The organism is Paenibacillus agri, from assembly GCF_013359945.1.
GTDB classification, from domain to species: domain Bacteria; phylum Bacillota; class Bacilli; order Paenibacillales; family Paenibacillaceae; genus Paenibacillus_AQ; species Paenibacillus_AQ agri.
This window is the reverse complement of the sequence record NZ_JABWCS010000167.1, coordinates 1-5,830: the sequence shown is the minus strand read 5'-3', so window position 1 is coordinate 5,830 and position 5,830 is coordinate 1. Positions and strand designations below refer to the sequence as shown.

General features: G+C 35.7%; 6 protein-coding genes and 1 other RNA gene. All 7 read left to right on the top strand.

What is annotated here, in order from left to right; translation table 11 throughout:
* Positions 1-107, top strand: a transfer-messenger RNA (tmRNA) gene (gene ssrA / locus HPT30_RS00860); the annotation flags it as partial.
* 471 nt (positions 108-578) lie between these two features.
* Positions 579-1,046, top strand: coding sequence for an NUDIX hydrolase (locus HPT30_RS00855; protein ID WP_175369678.1), 468 nt, complete (start codon positions 579-581; stop codon positions 1,044-1,046).
* A gap of 114 nt (positions 1,047-1,160) precedes the next feature.
* On the top strand, positions 1,161-1,511 hold the full coding sequence (locus HPT30_RS00850; RefSeq protein WP_175369677.1) for a hypothetical protein: 351 nt from the start codon (positions 1,161-1,163) through the stop codon (positions 1,509-1,511).
* Positions 1,501-2,853: a nucleoside 2-deoxyribosyltransferase gene (locus HPT30_RS00845; RefSeq protein WP_175369676.1), complete on the top strand. Its 1,353-nt coding sequence runs from the start codon at positions 1,501-1,503 to the stop codon at positions 2,851-2,853. The genes HPT30_RS00850 and HPT30_RS00845 overlap by 11 nt, the downstream gene beginning before the upstream one ends.
* Positions 2,843-3,475: a 7-cyano-7-deazaguanine synthase gene (locus tag HPT30_RS00840; protein ID WP_217622201.1), complete on the top strand. Its 633-nt coding sequence runs from the start codon at positions 2,843-2,845 to the stop codon at positions 3,473-3,475. Before HPT30_RS00845 ends, HPT30_RS00840 begins: the two co-directional genes overlap by 11 nt.
* A 99-nt stretch (positions 3,476-3,574) precedes the next feature.
* Complete coding sequence (locus tag HPT30_RS00835) at positions 3,575-4,978, top strand: deoxyguanosinetriphosphate triphosphohydrolase (RefSeq protein WP_175369674.1); 1,404 nt, start codon at positions 3,575-3,577, stop codon at positions 4,976-4,978.
* A 17-nt stretch (positions 4,979-4,995) separates the two neighbouring features.
* Complete coding sequence (locus tag HPT30_RS00830; protein WP_175369673.1) at positions 4,996-5,709, top strand: nucleotidyltransferase family protein; 714 nt, start codon at positions 4,996-4,998, stop codon at positions 5,707-5,709.
* Positions 5,710-5,830: the final 121 nt, after the last annotated feature.

Genomic DNA, 5,830 nt, shown 5'->3' with positions numbered 1-5,830 from the left:
GCCGGTTACGGGGCGATACTCGGGTGACATCAAAACTGTGACTACACTCGTAGAAACTTATGTGCCGTTATCTTCGGACAGGGGTTCGACTCCCCTCGGCTCCATATGGAGTATTAGAAAAGACACCGTTAAGGTGTCTTTTTCATTTAATTGTATGCATTGTAGTTAGTAAAACACGTTGGGTGAATTTATTATGCGGAAAGTTTCAGACTGTTGAGAAACCTCTGTTTTTTTGTAGGGAGTTAATTTGTCTTGAAAATGGGGCTGTCAGATCGTTTTAAATCAATTTTTGTATTAAAAGTTGAGTCTCCCCACACAAAAATCAACGTCGGGAAAAGCCCACTGGACTTTCTCAACGGTCTGAAAGCTTACAGTTAAATAGATCCGACTGTCCCCAATTAATATACGAATAGCTATTTTAGCGTACCCCACTCATTAGCCCTCTTCAAGATATAAAATAGTTGAGTTTTACTCTACTTGTTTTTTAAAAATAAATGAAGCATATGTTCTCTTTAAGAAAGATAGGATTTCTGATAGTTTTATAAGGAGTCTTAACTGGTTTTGGAGGTGAAATAACTATGAGTAGTAATATATTCACGCTCTGTATAGTTAGAGACAACGAGAAGATATTAGTACAAAAAAGGGAGAAACACCCGTTCAAAGGATTTTGGAATGCTCCAGGTGGAAAAGTGGAGCTTCGAGAATCTCCTACTGAAGCCTGTCTGAGAGAGGTGTTTGAAGAAACAGGATTACACCTCAATGATCTGAAATTCAGAGGAATCATGACTGTTTCCAATGCTATACGCAAGTTGGGAACAGAAGTCCTTATGCTGTTTGAATCAAGTGACTTTGAAGGGGAACTGACTTCTTCTGATGAAGGATTAATCGACTGGATTGATTTAGATACTATTTACAATAGTAGAAATGTGCCTGACAGCATGACGTATATTCTTCCTTACATTGTTGACTACGAAGGCATCATTACTGGTAAGCTAATTTATAATAAAAATGAGTTGGAAGTCTGCGATATTTCATTACAAGCTTAAAAATAAGCCCTTCTTTTTGATTTGGAGGGCTTATTTTTTTTGGATAAGAAGGGATTTACATATTAATGTCTAATAGTTACATAAAATGTCGACGAGGAAAAAGGAGGGAAAGTTATGGGGAGTTCTGGAACAGGATCGTTTGGCGACTTGAAAGGATCAAGCGAGAGTCAAATGTGTTTAAGAAGTATAAAGGATGACTGGCTTGAAGAAGTAGCAAGATGTGATTTCTTTAAAAATCAAGGTGGAGTTCCTTCAATAATGCATTCAGTTCACATTCATAACAACATAGTTAATGGAAGGATAGTTGTAGTCAGTACTTCTACTGATGAGATAATAGGGTTATTGCCTAGTACATATAGCTATTTGTTGGGTTGCATGAAGAAAGGGCATCAATACATGGGCACAGTTGTGTATAGTGTTAATACTCCTATACCTAAAGTAATGGTAAATATAGATGCAGTATAATAATAGATTTTTGGTTATCGGAGAGGTATATACTGACGTTCATTTGCATGCAAAGTCGGATGGGAAGAGTATTTTAAGATTAGGCGGGGTCTTTCACAGTGCTCGATCATTTGATGCACTTAATCAAGCATATGCTTTAGCTACAGTATCGCCAAGTTATATAAATGAAAGTGTCAGTAAATATGCTAATGAACTGTCGGCAGTCGAGTATTTTCATATTGGAGAAATAAATAACTGCCCAAATATAATACTGATATCTGACTCCGTCGAAGCAGGAGATCAAGGATACAACGATATTTTAAGAGAACAATCAACAGCTTCAATAAATATATCGGAACTAGAAAAAGCTTTGGAGAAGTTTAAACCAACAGATATTATTTTATATCCAGGGAAGTATCCTTTATCGTCCATATATCAAACTCTTGGAAAGACTAATTGTCGCGTACACGTCGATTTTCAATATGGAAAATTAGAGTTGGAGATGCTCATAACTAATGGGATAATTCTTGAAACGTTTATTTTATCTACTTCAGCTGAATATTTTAAAGAAGAATGTAATAAAGAACCCTCACTTCTTGTTGAGAAAATAGAGAGTAAGTACGCCAAAACAATATTATTAAAGGAGAATAGAGGAGGCTCCAGACTATATATTCATAATGAGATGAAGTGGATTGCGGCTCCTTCGTTTCCAGTCGTTACTCAGCATTCAGTAGGTGTGGGAGACTGTTATAATTCGGTTTTTCTAAGTACAAAACACATGCAAGATAATATTCAATTTGCTCTAAAGCAAGCATCGTATTCAGCATCATTATATGCGAGCACATGGATGCATGATGACTTTAAAGAAATTATGAATTTTTTGCCGGATGAAGAAGAGTTATTATTACTCAATGGCATAGAACTACCCTGGGATGAAAGAAGTAGGAAACACATATACATTGCGGCTCCAGATTTTCCAGACGTGGATACTACTTGGATTGATTATGTATGCAATGCGTTGACATACCATAATTTTATTCCCCGTAGGCCAGTTAAAGAAAACGGTATTATTAGAGGGAATGAGCCTGAGTCACAACAGTTACAAGCTTATGATAAAGACATAAAATTATTAAATGAATGTTCTATACTAATTGCAGTATTACTAAATGATGATCCTGGTACATATGTGGAAATTGGTTGGATGGCCAAATTCGGAAAGCCGACAATTTTGTTTGATCCTTATCATAGATCATATAACCTCTTCTTAAGAAAGACTGTATCCAAGATATGTTATACCTTGGGAGAAGTTGTAGATGCAGTGTTCCAGCTTATTACAAAAGGAGAAGAACAAGTTGGAGAATAATAAAACAAGTTACGATGCAATTCTTATGGCATCTGGTGGTCTTGACTCGACGGTAATGGCTTATTGGTTGAAAAGGAAAGGAATACGGGTGCAAATCCTATTTATTGATTATGGACAACATTTTAAAAAAGTGGAATATGAAACATTACTCAAAGTACTTCCCCAGGAGTATAAAGATTCAGTTAGAGTCGTGAGGATAGGGGACATATACGAAAATTCAGAGTCTCGAATGATACGGGAGCCTAACCTATGGGAAGATGATGTTACTGCAGATGATTTATATTTACCATACCGTAACCTCTTGTTTCTATCTATTGCTTCATCGGTTGCTCAGTCTGAAAATATACCTGAGGTATACTCAGCTTTTATTAATTCTAATCATGCAAAAGAAATTGATTGTTCCAAAGAATTTTTTGATAAATTGGGAACCTTACTTGGAGAATACGGAACTGTAAATATTCAAATGCCTTTTCGTGATATGTCTAAGAAGGAAGTTGCTGAGTTAGGAGTTGAATTGGGGGTCCCAATAGCATTAACGTATTCATGCCAGGCTAACAGTGAAGTTCATTGTGGTGTTTGTCCTAATTGTGTTGATAGAATAAGTGCACTTAAGAACTTGTAAACCAGGAACGATCTTTGGTTTATAAGAGCTTAATCATATTTGGCTAATGTTGTCGAATCTTGTATTATGTAATTACTATCTAAGTTGAGGGAGATTACTATGGCTAGACATATGATGAGATGGGATGATTTGTTTTGCGATGAACGTTTCAGAGAGCATAGTGTGAAAAAATCTGATACTGATGGTCGTAATGCATTTGAGAATGACTATTCAAGAGTGGTGTTCAGTTCAGCGGTCAGAAGACTACAAGACAAGGCACAAGTATTCCCTCTGGACAATAGTGATTTCATTAGAACACGTTTAACACATTCACTTGAAGTATCCGCACTTGGTAGATCTATAGGTGTAAGTGTTGAAAATGACTTGATTAAGAATAAGCCTGACTTATTTGATTCTAGGCATAGTGGGAAATTAGGGGCAATATTATCTACAGTGGGGCTATTACACGACCTAGGTAATCCTCCGTTCGGTCATTTTGGTGAAGCTGTAATTCAAAATTATTTTCGGCAGTGGTTTAAGGATCACCCTGAACATGGTTTAAGTGAAGAAGAACAAGGGGATTTAATACATTTCGAAGGAAATGCACAAAGTTTCAGATTAGCACATAAACTGCAATATTTAATTGATGAGAATGGTTTTAATTTAACGTATGCAACTTTAGCCAGCCTTTTAAAGTATCCTAGGTCTTCAACAGAAGGAAATCAAAAAAGGGGTTCGGCTAGTTATAAGAAATTTGGATACTTTCAAGCCGAAAAAGATTCCTTCTCGAAAATTAAAGAATGTACTGGTCTGGGTGGATTTAGGCATCCTATTGCCTTTTTATTGGAGGCCGCAGATGATATTGCTTATTCTGCCGCAGATATTGAGGATGGATTAAAGAAGAATGTCCTGAGCTTTGATTTAATAAAAAAGACATTAGGGCAGCATCTTGATTTTTCTTGTGAAGAGGAAAAAAAGATATATGATAAGCTTGATGAATACTACACAACAGTTGATACAAAATACGGAAATGCCTCTGAAATAGCTATTCAGCGATTTAGAACTACTGCACAAGGATTTATGATTGATGCAGTAGTTAAAACGTTTAATGAACAGCAAGGGAACATATTAGAAGGTAGGTTTGATGAAGATATTATTCTAGCATCGAAAGCAAAGAACCTACGACTTGCCTTCAAGCATCTCGCTAATAATTATATTTTTATGGACAAAAGTATAATAATGAAGGAGTTGGTGGGGCAACAAGTTATAACGGGATTATTGAATCTTTTTGTAGAAGCAGTTATCTCTAAGGATAGGTTAAAGCCTAATACCAAAGCAGGTAAGTTATATTCATTAATATCTCCCAATTATCGATTTATTGCTGAAAATTATTCTTCAAGAAAAACAGCAGATGGTGATCCGAGTTTATACGATCGTCTATTATTAGTTACGGACTTTATTTGTGGTATGACAGATTCTTATGCTTTTGAGTTGTATCAAAAGTTAACAGGTGTGAGATTATAATGCTTGGAGGTGAGCTTATGGGCAATGCAATATCTCACACAAGCTTCAGGGAAATTGCGGAATATATTGATGTCATACGAAATGAGGATTCTGTTAACACTTTATTCCAGAGGTTGGAATCTCGTGGTAATGTTGTGATTGTTGGTGGGACTATAAGAGATATTCTTTTTAATAAGAAAAAACCTAGGGATATAGATATAATTCTTGATACAGAAGATGATGTTTTGGATGATGTTTTTGTTGGTATGAAGTATTCAAGAAATCGATTCGGTGGTTATAAAGCTATTCACAATAAGCAAATATTTGACATTTGGACTATAAGAAGCAACTGGGCCTTTAAAAATAATATAGTTGATACAAAAGTAGAGAATATTCCTAAAGGTTGTTTTTATAATTTAGATGCCGCTTATTTTAATTTAGCCACCGGAGAAGGTGAAGCAACATATTTTAAATCGGCACTTAATAACAAACGCTTAGATATAATTTTGGATGAACAGTATATTGATTGTAACCCTTCGCCTGAGATAAATATAATAAGGGCTATGGTTTTAAAAAAACAATATGAGTTATCATATTCAAGCAGAGTTAAAAAGTATATAAGTAACTGGCTGTGTACTATTGAAAATCCAGTCATTGAATTAAAAAGTGCTGAATTAAAGCATTATAAAACTAATGATAAGATTGATGAAAAAGAAATAGATGAATTAATGTTGGAACTGGCGGTTGAATAAAGCTTAATAACCTGTGTGCGTGCTTCTACCCTGCATCGCCCATGTGACAGGGATAGGGGCTAACAAGTAGTGGGATACGCCGCTTGGTCTCCGCCTGGGGTCAACGGAAGAAGATAATCAG

What these genes read in the sequence shown, in the direction of transcription:
- HPT30_RS00855 (WP_175369678.1), top strand. Translation starts at nt 579, where the DNA reads ATGAGTAGTAATATATTCACGCTCTGTATAGTTAGAGACAACGAGAAG.
- HPT30_RS00835 (WP_175369674.1), top strand. Translation starts at nt 3,575, where the DNA reads ATGGCTAGACATATGATGAGATGGGATGATTTGTTTTGCGATGAACGT.
- HPT30_RS00850 (WP_175369677.1), top strand. Translation starts at nt 1,161, where the DNA reads ATGGGGAGTTCTGGAACAGGATCGTTTGGCGACTTGAAAGGATCAAGC.
- HPT30_RS00845 (WP_175369676.1), top strand. Translation starts at nt 1,501, where the DNA reads ATGCAGTATAATAATAGATTTTTGGTTATCGGAGAGGTATATACTGAC.
- HPT30_RS00830 (WP_175369673.1), top strand. Translation starts at nt 4,996, where the DNA reads ATGGGCAATGCAATATCTCACACAAGCTTCAGGGAAATTGCGGAATAT.